Here is a 19,330-nt window from a genome sequence, read left to right on the forward strand (position 1 = left end):
TTTCGGACTGGTTTTTATGCTCCCCCCGGAATATTCTTCTTTCCAAGAAGCCTATGTTTCAGTGCTTCGTAAGGCACTCGAAGACCACGAGTGCAGAGTTTCGCCGCGTGGAAACACGAGTCGCGAAATCACTGACACCTCGCTTCGGATCAGCAACCCGCGCGCTCGCTTGGCGTTCCTGGAAGAACGACCGGTCAATGTCGTCTTCAACCTCGCCGAAGTGCTGTGGTACCTCGCTGGCCGCGATGACCTGAACATGATCGCCTATTACGCCCCGCGCCTGAGCAACTTCTCCCGCGATGGCCAGCACCTGACCGGCACCGCCTACGGGCCGAAGCTCTTCGGTCAAGCCCGCGATGGCTCCTCACAGTGGTCACGGGTCCGTGATCTGCTGCTCACGGACCCTGACACCAAACGAGCGACGGTAACCTTCTTCCGCCCCGAGGAACTGACCGACCAGGCCAACCCGGATGTGTCGTGCACGGTCAGCGCCCAGTTCCTGCTGCGCGACGGACAATTACACCTGAGCGTGTTCATGCGCGGAAACGACGCCTACGTGGGCATGGTCTCCGACGTCTTCGCGTTCACCTTCATCCAGGAATTCGCTGCCGCCCAGCTCGGTGTCCAGCTTGGCCACTACACCCACCACGTCGTGTCGATGCATGTCAACGATCGGGATGCTGACCACGTCCAGCGCATCATCAAGGCGAACAGCAACCGAGATGCTGACACCGTGTCGTTTCCACCGGCCGCGATGCCCAGCGATGCCTCGTGGGAGGACATCACCACCGTCCTTCAGCACGAAGCCGGGCTGCGGACCAACGAACTCGCCCACTGCCCCAGCAGCGTCGCCGCCCTCGATCTCGCCCCGTACTGGCAGAACATCATCCTGCTGTTCGAGATCTACCGGCAGATCCAACACACCACTGGAACGGTGTCTCCGCAGGTCCTGAACGCGTTGGACCCCGGGCACCGCTGGTTGGTCGAACGACGCTGGCCCGCGCGCATGCCGGGAGGGACCCAATGATCGCGCTCGCGGATGGATGGGACCGATGGAGCGTGATCTTGTGCAAGCCGGACGCGGTGCGTCGGCAGCTGGCCGGCACGATCCTTGCCCGCATCGGAGAAGAGATCGACATCATCACCCAGCGCGAAGTGCGGGTGAGCGAAACGCAGATCTTCACCCACTACGCCGACATGATCGCGCTGGACGACCAGTTCCCCTTCGACGTCGCCGCTGAGCTTCGACGTAACTACGTCGGCTCGCGCGTCGTGGTCGCCCTCGGCCACGGCAACCACGATGGCGTTCCCCGTCGCGTTCGGGAACTGCTGGGCCACTATGACCCCTCCCGTGCTGCCGCCGATTCCATCCGAGGGCGGTTCGGGGCCGACAGCCTCACGCATGCCCGAGCCGAAGGGAGGTTCCTCGACAACCTCATCCACACCAGCGACGACCCGGAAGGTGTTGAACGCGAGTTTCGCGTGTGGTTCGGACCCGCCTACCTGCACCTTCTCGCCTCCCAGAATGAGCAGGAGTCACGATGGCAGAGCCCGTCTTCCTCTCCGCAGATATCCCGGTCGGCCCCTCCTCCCTGCGCCTGATGCCGGAGGAGCACCGGGCCGGGCTTGACCCCTACATGGCCCAGATCATCACCAACCGCAAATCCGGACTGTCGCTGAACCACATCATCGGATGCCCCCTGGACTGCGGATATTGTGTCCGCCACTTCTGGGGCAACTTCGAGCAGAAGGTTCCGCAGCTGCTGATCTCAACGTCCGAAGCCGTCGAGATGCTGCTCGGTCACGAGGCGTTTCGCCCCCACTCCACCCCGATCCAGCTTTTCAACAAGGCCACCGACCCGATGCTGCCCGGCGTCAAACCCCACACCTTCGCGGTCCTTCAGGAACTCGACCGTCGCGGGATGACCAACCTCGTCCTCATCATCACACGCTTCCACGTCACCGCCGAGGACATGGCCGAGTTGGAGGCGCTGCAGCATGTGCGGGTGACGCTGCTGTTCACTTACTCCGGAATCTCCGAGGACCGTATAGAACCCATCGCTAAGTCCAGTACCACTGTCCGCTCCATCCAGACCGCGGCCGCCCACAGTGAGCGAACCAAGGTCATCCTGTACTGGAGACCCATCGTGCCCGGGTGGAACGACGACCCGGAGACTATGGCCAGTGTTCTCAACCTCGCTGATAGCGCACAGGTGGACGCCGTCGTCTTCACCGGCTACTACCACCAAGAGGAAAATGCCGAGTGGCTGCGAGGCTTAGGAGTGGAAGTTCCCTACGGGGAGAACTACCAGCGCCGCAAGGTCCTTCCGGCAGAGCTGGATACCAGGGTCGTCCAGGCATGGAAAGACTCCGGCATCTCTCCGTTCCACTGTTCCGTAAGACCTCGTGTGGTGTCACCTACGCCCACGAGGTACCCGACTACAACGGCCACTGGGGTGTTCCCGAACTCTGCGACATCTGCCCCGCCAAACAGCGACAGCTCTGTTCCGACGATCACCGCTCCCCGAGCGAACAAGAATTCCGCGACGTCCTGGCCGATCTGGGCTATGACACCGAGACACCGTTCCTGATCGAAGAAGGCCACGTCCTCACCCACGCCCTCGGGGAGCAGCGCCGCTACGCGATCCAGCACACGCTTCGTCACCAGATCTGGGAAGTCGACCATCCCCATGTTCATGCGGCGCACGGGCGGGCTCTGCAAGGGTACGAGCTGAGCGACGAGGAACAGCGCCAGCTCACCGAGGCCCGTGACCGCTTGGCCACGCACGCCCGCTACGACGACGACTGATCACTGCACCGGGAGACCACCATGTCCGAGACCCCATGGACCGAGACGTCCTTCGTTGCCCTGGATCTTGAGGGTACTGGAGCCCAGGATCGCGAGGACGAAGAGATTCTGGAGGTAGCGACGGTTCCGTTGGCCGGTGGTCTCCCGGATATGCAAGATGCCTACGAGACTCTGGTCCGGCCGAGCCGGCCGGTGCCCCGACGTCCGTGGATCTCACCGGGGCTGACCGACGCCGCTCTGCGGGATGCGCCTCCGCCAGCGTCGGTCGGCCCCGAACTCGCCCGACGGCTCGACGGCCGGTACCTGCTCGGGCACAACGTCGGCGTGGACTGGCGCCTGCTCCACAGGCACTACCCCGGCATCGAGATACGCGGGCTCGTCGACACCCTCAAACTCGCCAAGCGCGGCAAGACTAAAACCCGGTCACTAGCCGCACTCATCGATCACTATGCCCTGACCAACCACGTGGCCGAACTGGTCCCCGATGGCCGCCCGCACCGCGCACTATGGGACACCGTTGCCGCTGCAGTGCTTCTCCCCGCACTGGTCGAGGAGCACTGGCCCCAACCGCCATCCCTCGCCGAACTCCTCGCCGTTGCCGCACACCAGGGCACCGAGCAGCACGGAAGAGGCACCGATGAACAACAGACCTTGCTGTGAGCAGCCGGTCCGGCCAGTGGCGGTCCTGACACGAACCCCCGACAACAGCAGCCCAAGAGCTGCCCGAGCACCAACGAATTCCACTATGAGACTCGAACCTGTACCCACCGACACACGTCAACGCCGGGCACGCTGTCCGGACGCTCCCCATCTCGCCTGTGCCCTCACGAGCGGACACCCGGGCCACCACCAGGACGCGGCAGGATCGCCCTGGCCTCCCAAAGCGATAGCGCACACGGACTACGCGGACATGCTCTATGACCACCTGTCCGACCTGTTGCGGGAGCGCGGTCTCGGCGACGGTGCCGACACGGCCTTCACCGAACTCGACCGGTGGCTGCGCAACGGTGGAACCAGGCCCAGCCCGTGGCGCACGAACGGGGGTGAGGCGTGAAACGAATAGACACCGTGTGGGAACCCGGCATGTGGGTGCGGCTGCCCGGGGAGCCCGACGGCACCACCCGTGGGACGTCGTCACACAGCAGGCTGACGGGATGCTGCGACTGGCACCCTGCGGACAGGGTCGGCGATGCCCACACAGTCACCGTCCATCCCGACGCGATGGAGCGGCTGTCCCGCGGGGATCTGTCGTACCTGCAATGCCGGTGGCCTGTGGGGTTGCGGGTGTGGCTGCACGGGGCGAGTTCTACCGTGCACGTGGTCACCGGCCACGCACCACAGCCCGGCACGGATCGGGGTGACGTCCTCGTACGGCCCGTCAGAGGTGGGCCGGTGCGGTATGTCAACCCACGCACCCTGACCGACTTCATCCCCGTCGAACTCCAGGAATAGAACCATCACGGAACGCGCGCCTTTTCTCGACCGGGCGCGCAGGTGGGGTGTGCGTGGCGGCGCACACTCCCTTGCCCGGGTGCTGTCACTATCTCCCAGCACCCGGGCGTCCCACTCCGTCTCCCGGGCGTCCGTCCTCTTCATCGTGTGTCCGGGAGCGGCCGGATTTCCGTGTTCCCATAGGGACGTGCGCACAGCGGTGGAACGGTATGGTCAGATCCTGACCGTACGCACCGGAACACTGGCCATGTGGAATCACAAAAGAATAACGCCACGCATTGTCGCAGGTGAAAAAGGGTGAGCCCCACGCATGTGGGAGGTAGGGGCCGGCCGAGGTTGTCTGTGAGCTGTGCTGGCAGCGGGTGCTCACACGGGATCGCGCGTGATCGCGTCCGGCAGGGCGTGCGTCGTGAGGACGGATGTGGTCTCCTGGCCTCGTCGTGGTGATGGAGGTCGTGCCACCTGGCAGTGATCCGTTTTTGAGGGATGTGCGTGCTATGTCCAAATATCCAGAAGTTGCACACACGGGCATGCGCGCGACCTAGAAGACCAGGTCAGAGAGGATGCTCCCCGCGCACGCGGGGATGGACCCGACACGGAGAATTTAGACGCCAGGCAAGCGAAATGCTCCCCGCGCACGCGGGGATGGACCCTATGAGTGGCCTAGACACAGAGGTAGTCCGTTATGCTCCCCGCGCACGCGGGGATGGACCCCAGCGGCAGCCCGACTATTGCCAGTTCCGACAATGCTCCCCGCGCACGCGGGGATGGACCCCACGAATGCCCCTCTTGCATCACCCACGTAGTCATGCTCCCCGCGCACGCGGGGATGGACCCTCGAGTACTTTGCGGTCCGAGGGTCCGGCCTGGATGCTCCCCGCGCACGCGGGGATGGACCCTGGAAGCAGGCCCTGGCCCAGCAGGAGAGTCTATGCTCCCCGCGCACGCGGGGATGGACCCGTCATCCCCCTACACGACCACGACAGCACGCAGATGCTCCCCGCGCACGCGGGGATGGACCCGGTCGCCCGGCACCTGCGCAGGGCCGCGACAGATGCTCCCCGCGCACGCGGGGATGGACCCTTGATGCCCTGCGGGACAAGATCGGAGGCCGGATGCTCCCCGCGCACGCGGGGATGGACCCGCGCTCCGGTGGCACGTGAACCCGGCGGTGCGATGCTCCCCGCGCACGCGGGGATGGACCCGTGGAAGCCGACAATGCCCCCAGGGCGCACACATGCTCCCCGCGCACGCGGGGATGGACCCAGCTTCCGGTCGGACGAAAGCAGCTCGGCTCCATGCTCCCCGCGCACGCGGGGATGGACCCTTGCTGCCCGGTGGGATCTCTCCCCGGGAGATGTGAGCCCCACGCACGTGGGAATAGGTCGCCCCGAACTCGGGGCGGCCCTCTCATCTACCGTGAGGACATATGACCTACCCCAACCTCCACTATTTCCCGCGCCGCTCCGGATGGGCGGTCACGTCGTTCGTGCTGGGCATTCTCGGAGTGGTCACGACATTCCCGTTGTTCGGACTGGTCACCTTGTTGCCCGCCGGAGCCGCGCTGACCGGTGCCTACGCGCTACGGGTGACTCACACCCACCAGCTACGCGGCAGAGTTCTCGCCCTGTGGGGGTTCTGGCTCGGAGTCGTGTTTTTCCTGATCAACGTCGGGCTGCTGATGCTTGGCATAGTGGGGATGCGTATGGAGTAGGAGTATCTCCCGTGCGTGGACGAAGGTGAGGAGATCCCGCCTGGGGGAGCCGTCGATGGCGAGGCGCGGATGGTGCTCCCACGAACCCTGATGGGGGCTCAGCACGAAGAGCCGGGTGTCGACACTTGGCAGGGTGGCGCGTCGGCCATGGTCGACCTGGAATTGGAAGATTTCTCGATCGTCCCTCGGTACTTGCTGATGGTCTCGGGGCTGCGGTTCCGGGCGGAGGGCATAGCGGTCCTTTCGCGTTTCGGTTCGTGGCCCAATCCTCCGCTGTGCGACCGCCGCGCAACTCAGGTAAAATCCCCTGCAGTGGCGTCACTCCTGGTCACTAGGGGTATCCATGGGGCGGTAGCTCAGCAGGTCAGAGCAAGGGACTCATAATCCCTGCGTCGCGGGTTCGAGCCCCGCCCGCCCCACCCGCACCACTTCGGAGGAAGCGCCTTCGGCTTGGAGGAACGGGTCGACGGTGCTCGGTTGCGTCGTGCGAGCTGCCGCGGCCGGAACGGCTGCGTCCGGTGGGTTGCGCCGAATGCGCGCCGACACCCGGAGAAACCCGCGGACCCGTGGCAGTCTCGTTTCCCAGCCGCCTGGCGGGCCTCGGCGCCGGGATCATTCCGCCCAGTGGTAACGGTGTTCGGGTCGACCGGCCGAACCGTAGCGCATGTGCAACGTCGCCCGCCCCTCGCCGCACAGGTGCTCCAGATAGCGCCGAGCAGTGACCCGGGCTGTCCCGGTGCGCTTTGCGACATCGGCTGCGGACAGGTCGCTTTCGGCCTGGCGCAGTGTGTCGGCGACAAGTCGGGCCGTCGCCTGGCTCATTCCTTTGGGGAGCTCGTTTCGCGACGCGGGGCGCAGCAGGCCGAACAGGTCGTCGACGTCGCGCTGGGTCGCCTCATCGATGCGGGTGAGCTTGCTGCGCGCGCTCCGGTAACGCTCCAGCTGGTCACGCAGCGACCCCAGCGGGAAAGGCTTGAGAAGGTAGTGCACGACGCCGCTGCGCATGGCGGCGCGGACATTGTCCACATCCCGAAGCGCGGTGATCACCAGGACATCGACGCGCTCCTCCTCGGGGCGCTCGGGGCCCCGCAGTTCCTGAAGCACCGTGATACCGGAGAGGTCGGGCAGGAACAGGTCCAGCAGGACAAGGTCCGGCCGGTGCTCGGCGACCGCATCCAGGCTGTCCCGGCCGGTGGCGGCGATACCGGCCACCCGGAATCCGGGGATGGAGGACACGAGATCGCTGTGGTTCCGTGCCACCCGGGCGTCGTCGTCAACGATGAGAACCGATATCACGCTTCTCCTCCCTCCCGCGTGTCCTCGGGGGATCCGAGCGCGTCCGTCCTGTCTTCCGGCGGAGCCGCGGCTAATGGTACGTAGGCGGTGAAGGCGGTCTCGCCGTCGGTGTCGACGGTGATCCACCCGCCGCGACGGGCACAGGCGTGGCGGACGAGCGCCAACCCCATCCCCCGGTGGCTTCGGTCGTCGCCACCGGCGGTGGAGGCGGCCTTGGTACTGGTGCCGGCGGCGAAGAGGCCGTCGGCCACCGCATCGGCGATCCCCGGCCCGGAATCGCTCACGCGAACCTCGAGCAGGGGCGGTGTCTGCGGACCCTCGTGGGCGAGCAGGAGCAGCTCCACCCACCCGCCTGCTCCCGCCGCCTCCAGAGCATTGTCCAGGAGGTTGCCCACCACCAGCAGCACTTCCTCGCGTACGTCGGTTCCCAGTTCGGCCGGGATGCGGGTGACCGGCGCCAGATCCAGGCGTAGCCCCTGTTCGGAGGCTTGAGCGGATTTGGCCATCACCAACGCCGCCAGGGCGACGTCGTTGATGCGGCCCGTGATCTCACTTCCCGCCCGGTCGTGGGACGGGGACAGTTCGGTGAGATAGGAACGCGCCTGTTCCACCGAGCCCAGGTCCAGCATTCCCGCCACCGTGTGGATGCGGTTGGTGAACTCGTGGCTCTGCGCTCTCAGCCCCCGCGTTACGGTGCGGGCACCGTCGAGTTCGTCGGACAACCGCATCAACTCGGTATGGTCACGCATGGTGACAACAGCACGCCCGTCCCCGGTGTCCCGGCGGTTGCACACCAGGATGCGTGAGCCGACCATGGCCATCTGGTCGTTTCCGCTGCGCGCCCCGCTGAGGATGTCGTGGATGCCGGACTCCAGCCCCAGCGTCGCCAGGGAACGCCCCACACAGTGCGCATCCAGCCCGAGCATGTCGCGGGCGGGCTGGTTGGCTAACTCCACCTCTCCCTCGGCGGTCACGGCGAGCACGCCCTCGCGGATGGCGTGCAGCAGCGCTTCGCGGTGCTCCAGTAGTTGGGTGATCTCGCGCGGCTCGAGCCCGTGGGTCTTAGCGCGCACCCGGCGGGATATCACCCACGCCCCGAGCGCTCCGCCCACCAGCACCACCACAGCGGCGCCCGCGGCTACGCTGGCCGCCCGCACAGCGGCCCCCTCGATCTCGGAGACCGCTATCCCCACGGAGACGACCCCGATGACGTCACCGTCCTCGGAGGTGCCGCTGCGGACGGGAACCTTCGCGCGCAGGGTCCAGCCCGCGGGACCGAACTGGGTCCCGGTCCACACCTGCCCCTCGGAGGCGGGGCTGGGGTCGTTGGCGGCCCGGCGGCCGATCTCGTCGGGATCGGGGTGCGAGTAGCGTATCCCGGCTGTGTCCATGACGACCACATAGCGGGCATCGGAGGCCGCCCGGAGGCGTTCGGCCAGCGGCGCGACCCGGGGTTCGGGATCCTCAGCGGAGGCCAGCGCCTGCTGGATCGCCGGCACGGTAGCCACGGAGCGGGCGACGGCCAGCGCCCGCCGTTCGTACTGGCGCTCCAGTTCCCAGTAGTTGTGGACCGTCCACACGCTCGCGGTGACCACCACCGCGAGCGTGAGCAGCACGACATTGGCGATGAACAGTTGGCCGGTCAGCGACGGCCTCAGAAGCCTGCTGACGGACGCTTGTCCCGCTGCGCCTCGCTCCCGCACCGCGCCGGCGGCGTTCTCGTCCGTCGGAAGAGGATCCGCTCCGCTGTCCTCCCCGGCCCTGCCGGTGCGGCGCTGGCCGCGCCGCCCGCGACGAACGGCGTCCATCAACAGGGCCCCGGCCCTCGGAGGTGCAATGGCATGCTCGCGCTCCCCCAGAGTCGTCGCTGGCTACGTTCTGTTCCGACAACGCAAGGTAGTGCACGCCGCGACCAATATGACCACTAAAGCCTCAACACACACAAAACAATCCCAAGGGTGGACGCAAGGGCACCATGTGACGCAGGTCGCACGGTTTCGGAATTCTCGGGCCGCGCCGACCCCCTCATCTGACCGCGTCCGGGAAAGTGGACATGCTCAGCGTCACAGCATTCATCATCCTCGTGTCGATCGCGGGACTACTGATCATGGGGCGAATCACGCCAGTCGTGGGGATGACCGTGATCCCGCTGCTCGGCGCGCTGATCGCCGGCTTCAGTATCAGCGACATCACCGGCTTCTACGAAGCGGGAATCGACTCGGTCATCGACGTCGCCCTCATGCTGGTCTTCGCGATCCTGTTCTTCGGGGTCATGAACGACATCGGCCTCTTCACACCATTGATCAACCTGATGGTCCGGGTGACGCGCGGCAGCGTCGTGGCCGTGGCCGTGGGCACGTTCCTCGTTGCGGCCGTGTGCCATTTGGACGGTTCCGGAGCATCCACCTTCCTCATCTGCATCCCGGCCCTGCTGCCGCTGTACCGGCGGCTGGGTATGAGCCCCTACCTGCTGATGCTCCTCCTCTCGGTGAGCACCGGAATCCTGAACATGCTGCCGTGGGGCGGCCCCGTGGGCCGCGCGGCAGCGGTCATCGAGATGTCCCCCACGGCAATGTGGCACCAGCTCATCCCCGTTCAGGGCATCGCTCTGGTGATGGGCGCGGCCATGGCAGCGCTGCTCGGGCTGCGGGAGAAGAAGCGCATCGCCCAACGGGCGGCTGTCCCCGCCGGCGCCTCCGAGACCGACGAGGCCGCGGACGAGGAGAGCCAAGAGGCCGCGCCAGCCCCCGGACTCAGCCGGCTACTGTTCAACTTCGCCCTGGTCGTCGCCGTCCTGACCGTGCTCCTCCTCGGGTTCCTCCCCGAGGCCTATGTCTTCATGATCGCCCTGTCGATCGCTCTGGTCGCCAACTATCCCAAAGTCGCCGACCAGACCGCCCGCATCCGCGCCCACGGCGGAGCGGCCCTGGGAACGGGAGCGATCATCTTCGCCGCCGGCTCCTTCCTGGGCATCATGCAGGAATCGCAAATGCTGGACGCGCTGGCCACCGACGTGATCGGTTTCCTGCCCGACGCGGTGCTGCCCTACCTGCACCTGATCATGGGCGTGGTGGGTGCTCCGCTGGAACTGCTGCTGAGCACCGACGCCCACTACTTCGCGCTGCTACCGGTCGTGGACGGCGTGGTGAGCCAGTTCGGCGTCGACTCTTCCAGCATCGCCTTCGCGTTGATCATCGGAAACATCATCGGCACCTACATCAGCCCGTTCAACGCCTCGGTATGGCTGGCGGTCGGGCTGGCCGGCGTGGACTTCGGCAAGCACATCCGCTACTCGTTCCTGTGGATCTGGGGGTTCAGCATCGCGCTGCTGGCAGCTTCCATGGCCATCGGGGTGGTGGGCTTCTGAACCGCCCCCGAGCGGCGCAGCTGCCCTCCCGCAGCCGGTGACGGAACCCGCGGACCTCCACACCGGCGCTGTCCGACGAAGCAGGGCCAGGCTGTCGGGGCGGGTGCCTCACGCGATGCGCTGACGAAACCGGTGGCGTGGTCGCGGTGGAGACGACGACGGCGAACGCACCCGCCTCCGGTCCCGGAGCGTCGGCACTGATGCGGTGGTCCCGCCCTCGGGGACACGGGAGTGTCGATGCGACTGGCGGTCTCGGCCACCAGCGTGGTGTCGGCTCCCCCGGATGCGGGGCCGCGGCCGAGGCCGCCAGCAGAAGCGGGTGGTGGGAACGGCGTCGTCCCCGGCCCCACCGCGGCGACGGAATCGGTAGACGCTACCGACACCGGTCGTGTTCCGGCACTCGCGGTGGCAACAGCAGCGGCATGCCCAGGGGAGTGATGCCAACCTCGCCCGGTTGGTTGAGAGGGTGGACGGCGTCCTTGGAGAGTCACGCCGTGACGGTGAACGAGAACGCCGGAACCCCACGTAGGATCACCCCAGCGGCGACGGGTCTCCCCGTGGCGGTACGACAGCTCGGAACGCGTCTTCCGAACGGTGGCGGTCCGTGTCATCCAGCGTGTTCGGGCACGACCACGAGGAAGTGCTCTCGCCGCACGAGGCCGACCGCCGCGACCGTCGGGGACGGGGAACCACCCGTCCGGGGCAGCTCGAGCGCCGTCGTGCGAGTGGGGAAGGGTGTCGGTAATGCTGCTGGCTGCGGGGGAGAGCCCGTCGTATCTCGGGCCGGTCGTCGCGCTGCTGGTCGCCGCGGGGGTGATCGGCTACCTCAGCGTCCGGGTGCGGGTCGTGCCGATCGTGGGGTTCCTGCTGGCCGGGGTGCTCATCGGCCCGCACCAGCTGGGCCTGGTCTCCGAAACCAGCACGGTGACCGCAGCCGCGGACATCGGTGTCATACTGCTGCTCTTCACCATCGGTGTGGAGTTCTCACTGGCCCGGCTCGCCTCGATCAAGAAACTGGTTCTCCTCGGCGGCGGGGTCCAGGTGCTGCTCACCACCGCGCTCACCGCCGCTCTGGTGGCCGCGTCCGGGGCGGACTGGCGCACCGCTGTGTTCACGGGGTTCCTGGTGGCCCTGTCGTCGACGGCGATCGTGCTCAAGGTGCTCTCGGCGTCGGGACGCACCACCCAGCCGGTGGGGCAGTCCTCGGTGGGAGCACTGGTTTTTCAGGACCTTGCCGTGGTGCTGATGGTCCTCGTGGTTCCCCTCCTCGGCACCGGATCGGCCGGTGGTGGCGGACCGTGGGAGCTGTTGCGCGCGCTGGGGACCGCCACTGTCGTGCTCGCCGTCGTGCTGGTGGTCGCTCGCAGGGTCATGCCGCCAGTATTGGAACGCGTCGCCCGCACCTGTTCACCCGAGGTGTTCCTGCTGACCGTCGTCGCGATCGGTCTGGGAACGGCCTACGTCACCTCGCTGGCAGGGGTCAGTGTCGCGCTGGGTGCCTTCCTGGCGGGGCTGGTGGTCAGCGAGTCCCGGCACAGCGCTCACGCCCTCGGCGAGATCCTTCCGCTGCAGATCGTCTTCAGCGCGGTCTTCTTCGTCTCCATCGGTATGCTGCTCGACCTCCGGGAGCTGGGCCGGTTGTGGTGGCTTGTCCTGCTGCTCGCACTGGCTGTGGTCGTGGTCAAGGTCGTCGGCTCGCTGGCGGCGCTGACCGTGGTACGGATCGGCGCGCCGGCCGCGGTGTCCGGTTCCCTGCTGCTGGCACAGATCGGGGAGTTCTCGTTCGTGCTGCAACGATCCGGCGACGAGGCCGGGTTGACCCCCGCTGGTCTGGGTGCCGACGGGGAACAGGTGCTCATCGCGGTCACGGTGGTGCTGATGGTCGCCACCCCCGCTCTGGCCGCGGCCGGCGACCGGATCAGCCGCTGGCTGCTGGCCCGCCGCCCTGCCGGAACCGAGCGCGGGTCGCGGCAGGGAGCAGGAGAGGAAACCGGCGACCGGACGGGCGGTGTGCTCATCTCCGGATGGGGGCCGGTCGCTGACGGGCTGGCCCGAACACTGGCGAGCCGCGGAGTGCCGGTCAGTGTGACCACGCTCAGCCCCGACCACGCGGCCGAGGTACAGGCCCAGGGGCACACCGTGGTCCGCGGCGACCCGGCCAGGGAGAACGTGCTGACCGAGGCGGGTCTGCACACGGCCCGCCTGGTGGTGGTCTGCGAGAACGACACCGAGGAGTGCGCCCGCATCGCGACCGTGGTCCGCCAGCTCGCGCCGGCGGTGCCGAGCGTGCTGCGCCCGCGCGACGAGGCCGACGCGACGACGCTGGCCGCTACCGGAGCCGACCACGTCATCGACACGCCCCGAGCCGTCACCCGGCCGCTCACCAGTGTGGTGCTGCGACGTCTGGACATGGCCGAACCGGACGGTCCCTATCCCGCCCCCAGCGTCGTCGTCGACTTCGTCCCGCAGACTGGCACGGAGTGCCCGCACGTTACCGACATCCAGCCGGTGCTACCCACCAGCACCGGATGTGTCGCGTGCCTGCGCGCGGGCCGCGACGACTGGGTGCACCTTCGCGTGTGCCTGCGCTGCGGACACGTCGGCTGCTGCGACTCCTCACCGGGGCGGCACGCCTCAGGGCACGCCGACGCCGCCGCCCACCCGGTCGCGGCCTCGGCGGAACCCGGGGAAACCTGGGCGTGGTGCTTCCTCGACCACACCCGGATCCCGCGCAAGGAAGCCTGATCCCGCACCCTCACACGGGGCGTGGGAGCGCGGGGGCGTCGAACCACCAGTACGCGCGGGAATAGGACGCCCTCCGCCGTGGTTCCGCCCGGAAGTTGAATTTTGAAATAACTGGTGGAGGCCGGCATGCAGTTCGGAGTTTTCACTGTCGGGGACGTCACCCCGGACCCGACGACGGGGCGGGAGCCGACCGAGCACGAGCGGATCACGTCGATGATGGCGATCGCCCGCAAGGCGGAGGAGGTCGGGCTGGACGTGTTCGCCACGGGGGAGCACCACAACCCGCCGTTCGTCCCGTCCTCGCCGACGACGATGCTCGGTTACGTGGCGGCACAGACCGAGCGGTTGATCCTGTCGACCTCGACGACACTGATCACGACGAACGATCCCGTCAAGATCGCCGAGGACTACGCGATGCTGCAGCACCTGTCCGGCGGACGGGTGGACCTGATGATGGGACGCGGGAACCAGGGGCCGGTGTACCCGTGGTTCGGCCAGGACATCCGCCAGGGCATCCCACTGGCACTCGAGAACTACCACCTGCTGCACCGGCTGTGGCGGGAGGACGTCGTGGACTGGGAGGGCAAGTTCCGCACCCCGCTGCAGGGCTTCACCTCCACACCACGCCCGCTGGAGGGCGTGCCACCGTTCGTGTGGCACGGTTCGATCCGCAGCCCGGAGATCGCCGAGCAGGCCGCTTACTACGGCGACGGGTTCTTCCACAACCACATCTTCTGGCCCAAGCAGCACACCCAGCGGATGGTGCAGCTGTACCGCAGGCGCTTCGAACACTACGGGCACGGCAGCGCTGACCAGGCCATCGTCGGTCTGGGCGGCCAGGTGTTCATGCGGAGGAACTCGCAGGACGCCGTCGCCGAGTTCCGGCCCTACTTCGACAACGCACCGGTCTACGGCGGCGGACCCTCCCTGGAGGACTTCATGGAACAGACACCGCTGACCGTCGGTTCACCCCAACAGGTGATCGACCGCACGCTGTCCTTCCGCGACTACGTCGGCGACTACCAGCGCCAACTGTTCCTCATCGACCATGCCGGCCTGCCCCTGAAGACCGTCCTGGAACAGCTCGACATCCTCGGCGAGGAGGTCGTCCCCGTGCTGCGCCGGGAGTTCGACGCCCGCAAACCCGCCCACGTACCCGAGGCACCCACCCACGCGTCGCTGCGCGCGGCGAGGGAACAGACGACGGAGGTAACCACGACATGACCCGCGTCCTGGCAGTCTCGGCCGGACTCTCGCAGCCTTCCAGCACCCGGCTGCTGGCCGACCGCCTGGCCACGGCCACCCGCACGGAGCTGGGAACCGACGCCGAGGTCGAGGTCGTGGAGCTGCGCGAGTACGCCCACGACATCACCGACCACATGCTGAGCGGATTCCCGAACGACCGCCTGCGGCCGGTGCTCGAACAGGTCGACGCGGCCGACGGCCTGATCCTGGCGACACCGACGTTCACCGCTTCCTACAGCGGCCTGTTCAAGTCCTTCATGGACATCGTGGACCCCGAGTCGCTGCAGGGGAAACCGGCACTGCTCGCCGCCACCGGCGGAACCGAGCGGCACTCGCTGGTGCTCGAGCACGCCCTGCGCCCGCTGCTGGCGTACCTGCGTGCCGTGGTGGTACCGACAGCGGTGTACGCGGCCAGCTCCGACTGGGGGAACGACTCCTACCTCAACGAGCGCGTCACCCGCGCCGCGGGTGAGCTCGCCGCCGAGGTGAGGCAGCGGCCGGCGCAGTCCCGCCCGGACCCGTTCACCGACCCGGTGCCTTTCGAGGAGCTGTTCAACGGCACCACGGCGCGGTGACCACCACCGGCCCGGAACAACGCGACAGGCTTGGGAGGGACCGGGGAACAGCGACGAACAGGTCGGCGCCGGAACCGCGCCGACCACACCCCACCGACGCCGTATCGGAGCAGTCCCATGAGTAACGTCGAGGACCATCCCGCCGAGCAGACGGTGTGTTCGGCGGACGCAGGGGTGCGCAGCGAACCCGGGTGCGAGCTGTTGCGTCCTCGCGAGGTGCCCCTGGGCGGGGCGCGGGCGATGCGGGTGCGCCGGACATTGCCCAACCGGGACCGGCGGATGGTGGGAGCGTGGTGTTTCGCCGACTCCTACGGCCCCAGCGACATCACCGGCCAGGCCGGGATGCAGGTACCACCGCACCCGCACACCGGTCTGCAAACGGTGAGTTGGCTGCTCGAGGGCGAGGTCCTGCACCAGGACAGCCTCGGCAGCCGACGGATGGTCCACCCGGGCGAACTGCCACTGATGACCGCCGGCTCCGGGATCGCGCACTCCGAGCAGTCCCCACCGGACCACGCGGCCACGCTTTACGGCGCGCAACTGTGGACAGCACTGCCCGAGCACACCCGCGCGGTAGCGCCCGGCTTCGAGTTCCACGCCGACCTGCCCCGCCACGAGAGCCCGCAGGGCACGATCACAGTGATCATGGGCGAGCTGGACGGCGCGGCCTCACCGGCCACCACCCACACACCCCTGGTCGGCGCGGCTTTCTCACTCGCACCGGACGCGGACATGACGGCGCCACTGGAACCGGACTTCGAGCACGCGGTGCTCGCGCTCTCGCAGGGCGTCACCGTGGAGGACGTCGCGGTGCCCGCGGGAGCGATGCTGTACCTCGGGCGCGGCCGGTCCCGGGTGTCGCTGTCGGCCGGAACCCGGGCGCAAGCGCTGCTGCTCGGCGGTGAACCGTTCGAGGAGGACCTGGTCATGTGGTGGAACTTCGTCGGACGCAGCCACGAGGACATCGTCGAGGCACGCGAGACCTGGGAACGCGAGCACGACACCGACACGCGGGGACGACGCTTCGGTCCCGTGACTGGATACGACGGGCCGGCCCTGCCCGCGCCCGCGCTGCCCAACACCCGGCTCAGAGCCCGGGGCCGCTACCGCCCCCGCTGACGGTGCGGCCACCGTCCGGCCGCGTGCGAGCAGCCAACGTCGGCGGGCCGGGCCGGGAACGTCCGCCCCGCTCGCCGGGTCGGCGGCCCGGGTCCTGTCTCCGAACCGGTCCCGGCACGCGGCCACACCCCGACCGGGGCGGAGACGTGTGCCGGGACCGGGTGCTGCTCCAAAACAACCGGGAAACGGCGGGGCTCAGTCGGCGACGCCGAGTTCCTCCGGAGTGGCGAAGAGCCAGCCCTCGTCGGCCTTCGGGGGCTGGTTCAGTTCCTTCTGCCGCTGGGCACGACTGTCGGCCTCCTCGCGGATGCCGGCGGTGTAGTCCGCGTCGCGGTCGACGAACAGCCGCAGGCCGCCGTGCTGCGCGTCGGCGTAGAACAGCATGTGCTCGTCGGTGTAGTCGGAGTCACCGGCGGCCAGGACGGGCCGTTGCACCGGGTCGATCCGCTCCTGGATGGCGCCCGCCTTGCCGGACTGCCACGTCGCCGGGGTGGACAGCGACGAGGTGAACTCGAACGCGTCGGTGACCTCGGTGCCGTCCTCCCGCAGGTCGGTGCCCGTGCCCAACTCACCGGTCTCCGGGTTCTCCAACAGGGTCTGTACCCCGATGACCTGCGACTCGGGAACGTCCAGGCCGTACTGGGGGTCGGAGACGACCATGCTCGCCAGCTCCTGGTGGGCGGCGGTGACCACGTAGACGCTGATGCCGTGCTCACGCAGGGTCGTGATGAGCTCCCGCTGGGCGGGGTAGATCTCCGGCGGCTTCACGGTCGTGTCGACCAGTTCACCGCCCTCCCACTCGTTGGTGGGGATGGGCTCCTCGCGCTCCATCAGCTCGTCGACGTAGTCCTTCGCCTCACCGAGGGAGAGCCCGGAGAACACCTGGGCGGCCCAAGCGTAGCAGGTCGGGGTGCCGGCCTCGCACAACCGGTTGTAGTAGGCCGACAGGCTCTCGCCCTCCTCGAAGTCGACGAGTTTCAGGGCGGGGTCGATGTTCTCCCGGGTGAGTACCCCCTTCATCTCCAGGAAGGGGATGAGGGACTCCTCGAGGTCGTTCTTCCAGATGGTGTTGTCGGCGTCGAACGTCGCGTACTCGCCCTTGTCGCTGAACCTGGTGATCATCCGTTCGAGCTGGTGCCCCTGGTCGCCGGGCCACTGCTCCAGTGAGGCCCGGTCGGGGTCGGCCGCGGCGCTGGAGGCGGCCGACAGCGTCCCGACCAGGGCACTGCAGGCGATCCCGGCGGCGAGGACGCGCCGGCGTGGAACGAAGCGCATGCGTATGGCTCCCGACTCATGGTCGACAATGGGTCGGCACCATTTGTGTCGTTTTTACTCTTTTTGTCAATTTATGTCGTATATGTACACCAAATAGGTAACTTTTCGGTAGCGATGTGTGGTTGTCGAGCGGGGTGCGGCGGTGACACCACCGAATAATCACCGCTCGTCCGGATAGTGGCGCGCCCAGCCGTGCGAGAGGGGAGCGTTCCGGATGAGGATCGGCTACAAACTGTTCGCGGAGGGCTACGCGCCCGGGGAGATGGTCCGTCAGGCGCTGCGAGCGGAGGAAGCCGGATTCGACTTCGTCGAGATCAGCGACCACTTCCACCCGTGGCTGCACAACCACGGCCACTCCGGGTTCGCCTGGTCCATCCTGGCCGCGATCGCGGCACGCACCGAACGGGTCGAACTGGCAACCGGGGTCACCTGCCCGTTCCTGCGCTACCACCCCGCCATCATCGCCCAGGCGGCGGCAACCACGGCGCTACTGTCCGACGACCGGTTCACCCTCGGCATCGGCTCGGGGGAACGCCTCAGCGAGCACGTCGTCGGACTCGGGTGGCCCGCCGTACACCACCGCCACGAGATGCTCCGCGAATCGCTGCACATCATCCGGCTGCTGTGGTCGGGCGGCTACCACTCCTTCGACGGTGACCACCTGGCGCTGGAGGACGCCCGGGTGTTCGACCTTCCACACACCCCGCCCCGGATCGCCGTGGCGGCCGGAGGCCCCGAAGCCGCCCGCATCGCCGCCGACCACGGCGACGCCCTCTTCGCCACCGAGCCCAGGCCGGAACTGGTCCGCTCCTATGCCGAGGCCGGAGGCGCCGGACCCGCCTACGCCGAGGTCCCGCTGGCCTGGGCCGCGGACGAGGCCAGCGCACTGCGCTCGGCACGGCAGATGTTCCGTTTCGGCGTGACCGGCTGGAAGGTGATGTCCGAACTGCCCAACCCGGTGAACTTCGAGGCGGCGACCGCGTTCGTCACCGAGGACGACATCGCCGGGACGTTCGGCTACGGACCCGACGCCGAACGCCACCTGGCCGTGGCGCGCAACTTCGCCCGGGCCGGGTTCGACCATCTGGCGCTGGTCAACGCCGGACCCGACCCGGACGGTTTCCTCGACTTCTTCACCCACGAACTGGCCGAACCGCTTCGGGAGCTGTCCACCGGCTGACCACCCCTTCCTCCCTCGCCGATGCCGTGATCCCGCGTGCCAGTCCGGGACGGGATGTGGCCCAATCCGGTCCCAGAGGTGCTGACCGAGCGGGGGAACTCCTCGTCCCGTGCGGTCAGCGGGCCGAGTCCGCTCCCGGAAGGCACCGGATCCCCCGCATGGCAGCACAGGCTGGGGCGGGTGGTTCGGCGGGACGCCCGCTACCAGCCGGGCCACGAGCTCCGGTGCCGTCGAAGCCGCCGATCCCGGCTCGTTCTATGCGTTGTCTGGCCGTATCGCGATGTCGGTGCGGTTCGAACAGTTGGGGCCGATCGCCCCTTACCCGTGGGCTGACGAGGCGATGCCAAGTGGGGAAAGTCCCGCTGTGGGGTGTGACTCCGATGCCTGATGGGATGAGTGGTCACTTTTCAACCGAAGAGTATGCGTAGCGTATGAGAGGTGTGGTCTCCTGGCCCTGTCGCGGCGGCTGGTTGGTTTCATGCGTCGCATCGTTCCCCGGTAGTTCGTTTTTGGGGTTTCGCGTTTTATGTCCAAATTTCTACAAGTTGCACAC

16 protein-coding genes, 1 tRNA gene and 1 CRISPR repeat array are annotated in these 19,330 nt (G+C 67.7%); of the genes, 14 read left to right on the forward strand and 3 right to left on the reverse strand.

Going from position 1 to position 19,330, the window contains the following annotated elements; translation table 11 throughout:
* The first annotated feature begins 16 nt into the window (after window positions 1-16).
* From FHX37_RS05165 to FHX37_RS05200, 8 genes are all read left to right on the forward strand, one after another.
* On the forward strand, window positions 17-1,027 hold the full coding sequence (locus FHX37_RS05165; RefSeq protein WP_141922408.1) for a thymidylate synthase: 1,011 nt from the start codon (window positions 17-19) through the stop codon (window positions 1,025-1,027).
* A gap of 32 nt (window positions 1,028-1,059) precedes the next feature.
* Window positions 1,060-1,602 (forward strand): nucleoside-diphosphate kinase, encoded by a 543-nt coding sequence (locus FHX37_RS05170; protein WP_246062094.1) that lies wholly within the window; start codon window positions 1,060-1,062, stop codon window positions 1,600-1,602.
* Complete coding sequence (locus FHX37_RS05175) at window positions 1,542-2,591, forward strand: radical SAM family protein (RefSeq protein ID WP_246062095.1); 1,050 nt, start codon at window positions 1,542-1,544, stop codon at window positions 2,589-2,591. The genes FHX37_RS05170 and FHX37_RS05175 overlap by 61 nt, the downstream gene beginning before the upstream one ends.
* A 239-nt stretch (window positions 2,592-2,830) precedes the next feature.
* On the forward strand, window positions 2,831-3,469 hold the full coding sequence (locus tag FHX37_RS05180) for a 3'-5' exonuclease (protein WP_141922409.1): 639 nt from the start codon (window positions 2,831-2,833) through the stop codon (window positions 3,467-3,469).
* An 85-nt stretch (window positions 3,470-3,554) separates the two neighbouring features.
* On the forward strand, window positions 3,555-3,863 hold the full coding sequence (locus FHX37_RS05185; RefSeq protein WP_141922410.1) for a hypothetical protein: 309 nt from the start codon (window positions 3,555-3,557) through the stop codon (window positions 3,861-3,863).
* Complete coding sequence (locus FHX37_RS05190) at window positions 3,860-4,261, forward strand: hypothetical protein (protein WP_141922411.1); 402 nt, start codon at window positions 3,860-3,862, stop codon at window positions 4,259-4,261. Before FHX37_RS05185 ends, FHX37_RS05190 begins: the two co-directional genes overlap by 4 nt.
* A gap of 563 nt (window positions 4,262-4,824) precedes the next feature.
* A CRISPR array of direct repeats spans window positions 4,825-5,588; the repeat unit is 29 nt; unit sequence ATGCTCCCCGCGCACGCGGGGATGGACCC.
* Between the two features lie 102 nt (window positions 5,589-5,690).
* Window positions 5,691-5,975 carry a hypothetical protein gene (locus FHX37_RS05195; RefSeq protein WP_141922412.1) on the forward strand — a complete coding sequence of 95 codons (285 nt, stop codon included), beginning with the start codon at window positions 5,691-5,693 and terminating at the stop codon, window positions 5,973-5,975.
* A gap of 345 nt (window positions 5,976-6,320) precedes the next feature.
* Window positions 6,321-6,394: transfer RNA gene (locus FHX37_RS05200), tRNA-Ile, on the forward strand.
* 193 nt (window positions 6,395-6,587) lie between these two features.
* Here the strand turns inward: FHX37_RS05200 and FHX37_RS05205 are convergent.
* Entirely contained in the window at window positions 6,588-7,271 is a 684-nt protein-coding gene (locus FHX37_RS05205) for a response regulator (RefSeq protein ID WP_141922413.1), read from the reverse strand.
* Window positions 7,268-9,079 (reverse strand): ATP-binding protein, encoded by a 1,812-nt coding sequence (locus FHX37_RS05210; RefSeq protein WP_141922414.1) that lies wholly within the window; start codon window positions 9,077-9,079, stop codon window positions 7,268-7,270. Before FHX37_RS05210 ends, FHX37_RS05205 begins: the two co-directional genes overlap by 4 nt.
* A 245-nt stretch (window positions 9,080-9,324) precedes the next feature.
* Between FHX37_RS05210 and FHX37_RS05215 the strand changes: the two genes are divergently transcribed.
* The 5 genes from FHX37_RS05215 to FHX37_RS05235 all read left to right on the forward strand — a co-directional run bounded on the left by FHX37_RS05215 (window position 9,325) and on the right by FHX37_RS05235 (window position 16,322).
* Window positions 9,325-10,638, forward strand: coding sequence for a CitMHS family transporter (locus FHX37_RS05215; RefSeq protein WP_141922415.1), 1,314 nt, complete (start codon window positions 9,325-9,327; stop codon window positions 10,636-10,638).
* Between the two features lie 744 nt (window positions 10,639-11,382).
* A complete protein-coding gene (locus FHX37_RS05220) occupies window positions 11,383-13,383 on the forward strand; it encodes a cation:proton antiporter domain-containing protein (protein WP_141922416.1) in 2,001 nt (666 codons plus the stop codon).
* Between the two features lie 126 nt (window positions 13,384-13,509).
* On the forward strand, window positions 13,510-14,607 hold the full coding sequence (locus FHX37_RS05225; RefSeq protein WP_141922417.1) for an LLM class flavin-dependent oxidoreductase: 1,098 nt from the start codon (window positions 13,510-13,512) through the stop codon (window positions 14,605-14,607).
* The gene (locus FHX37_RS05230) at window positions 14,604-15,203 is read left to right on the forward strand and encodes an FMN reductase (RefSeq protein WP_141922418.1); all 600 of its coding nucleotides are present in this window, start codon (window positions 14,604-14,606) and stop codon (window positions 15,201-15,203) included. The genes FHX37_RS05225 and FHX37_RS05230 overlap by 4 nt, the downstream gene beginning before the upstream one ends.
* Before the next feature lie 117 nt (window positions 15,204-15,320).
* Entirely contained in the window at window positions 15,321-16,322 is a 1,002-nt protein-coding gene (locus FHX37_RS05235; protein WP_141922419.1) for a pirin family protein, read from the forward strand.
* 195 nt (window positions 16,323-16,517) lie between these two features.
* Here FHX37_RS05235 and FHX37_RS05240 read toward each other — a convergent pair whose 3' ends face one another.
* Window positions 16,518-17,597, reverse strand: coding sequence for an HAD family hydrolase (locus FHX37_RS05240; protein ID WP_141922420.1), 1,080 nt, complete (start codon window positions 17,595-17,597; stop codon window positions 16,518-16,520).
* Window positions 17,598-17,811: 214 nt separating this feature from the next.
* Here FHX37_RS05240 and FHX37_RS05245 point away from each other — a divergent pair, with 214 nt between their 5' ends.
* Window positions 17,812-18,777, forward strand: a complete 966-nt coding sequence (locus tag FHX37_RS05245; RefSeq protein ID WP_141922421.1) for a TIGR03557 family F420-dependent LLM class oxidoreductase — start codon at window positions 17,812-17,814, stop codon at window positions 18,775-18,777.
* Window positions 18,778-19,330 lie beyond the last annotated feature (553 nt).

Source organism: Haloactinospora alba, from assembly GCF_006717075.1.
GTDB lineage: Bacteria > Actinomycetota > Actinomycetes > Streptosporangiales > Streptosporangiaceae > Haloactinospora > Haloactinospora alba.